Source organism: Microcoleus sp. BM001215392 (assembly GCF_036700185.1).
Lineage (GTDB): Bacteria > Cyanobacteriota > Cyanobacteriia > Cyanobacteriales > Microcoleaceae > Microcoleus.
This window is the reverse complement of record NZ_JAUBOJ010000720.1, coordinates 1-1,324: the sequence shown is the minus strand read 5'-3', so window position 1 is coordinate 1,324 and position 1,324 is coordinate 1. Positions and strand designations below refer to the sequence as shown.

1 protein-coding gene and 1 pseudogene are annotated in these 1,324 nt (G+C 42.8%); one reads left to right on the top strand and one right to left on the bottom strand.

Annotated elements, in window-relative coordinates; translation table 11 throughout:
* Window positions 1–286: pseudogene (locus tag QT974_RS34430) on the bottom strand (DUF4277 domain-containing protein); the annotation flags it as partial.
* A gap of 356 nt (window positions 287–642) precedes the next feature.
* Here QT974_RS34430 and QT974_RS34890 point away from each other — a divergent pair.
* A complete protein-coding gene (locus QT974_RS34890) occupies window positions 643–1,248 on the top strand; it encodes a group II intron maturase-specific domain-containing protein (RefSeq protein WP_442933244.1) in 606 nt (201 codons plus the stop codon).
* Window positions 1,249–1,324 lie beyond the last annotated feature (76 nt).

The following is a 1,324-nucleotide window of genomic DNA, read 5'->3' as shown; positions in this document are numbered from 1 at the left end:
ATAATTTATCTAATACTCTGCCTAAACGGTCATCATTCAGATGTGATGCTTGAATTCCTGACCCAAGTAAATGTTCTATTGCTTTCCCTTAAAAAAATTTAGAAAATAAGTATAGTGGGGCGGAAACCATCCCTAATCCATTGATAATCGTGGCTTTAACTACCAGGCCGGGACTGACTATCTCGCCCGTTTGTTCGCCTACTAATTCATTGATTTTTTGGACAATTCCTATTTCATCAACTATACCGGCTATCAAGCCCAGATGGTCTAAGTTTTCTACTGTCATCTGGGATGCTTTCTGCATGGGTTGCTGAGTCCTGATTTGAGCGTTGATCGATCTCGCCAGTTTACACTATTTTTGGTGATGATTGGTTACCCAAGAGCGATCGCAATTAACGCATTTTGGTCAGGCGATTGGGTAACAGTGAGGTGAAAAACTAAGTTTATTACTGATCGCAATTTCAACTCACCCCCTCACGTCTCTTGTCAGGAATTCTTAACTAGGCAATGCCAGCGTGACCGAAATTATTGAGTAATTTTTACTCACTATTGTCTCGGATGATTCACTTTTACCCCCTCAATCCGCGTACGATGCCCCTTGGGGGTGCGGAATGTGGGATCTAACCGCAAAAAGAGCAAGTCCTGAAATTCCTTAAGGAAATCAGGGAATGGCTCAAAAGAAATAAAACGGTAGAACAGAAAATTGTCATTGAACAATTAAACCCCAAACTTCGAGGCTTTGGAAACTACTATCGCCATGCCGTCAGCAAAGAAGTGTTTAGCTACATCAGTTCTGAGGTATGGTATTCACTTTGGCGATGGGCAAAACGGCGACACCCAAACAAGAGCAAACGGTGGATTGCCAACCGATACTTTAAAATTAGAGGCAAAGGGTGCGAGTTTACCTGCAATCTCAAGGACAGAAAAGGTAACAACAAGGAAATTAGCCTATTTAATATAGCTAAAATACCCATCGAACGCCACATAAAGGTAAAAGGAATAGCATCCCCAGACGACCCCAACTTAACAAAATACTGGGCTAAAAGAGCCGCAAAATCTGGGAAAACCATCTGGGAAAAAGGGTCGAAGTATTACCAAATTGCCCAAAATCAAGGAGGGAAATGCCCTATCTGTGGCGAAGATCTTAGCAATGGTGAAGCTATCGAAACACATGACATAGTACCAATGACAAAAGGAGGCTCGGATGCCATCGACAATCTCTCTTTACCTACACAAAATCTGTCATAAAGTGGTACACAGTGGTAAACGTACTGTGAAGGCAAAGGCCCCGGCCGGATGATGCGACAAGTGTCAAGTCCGGTTC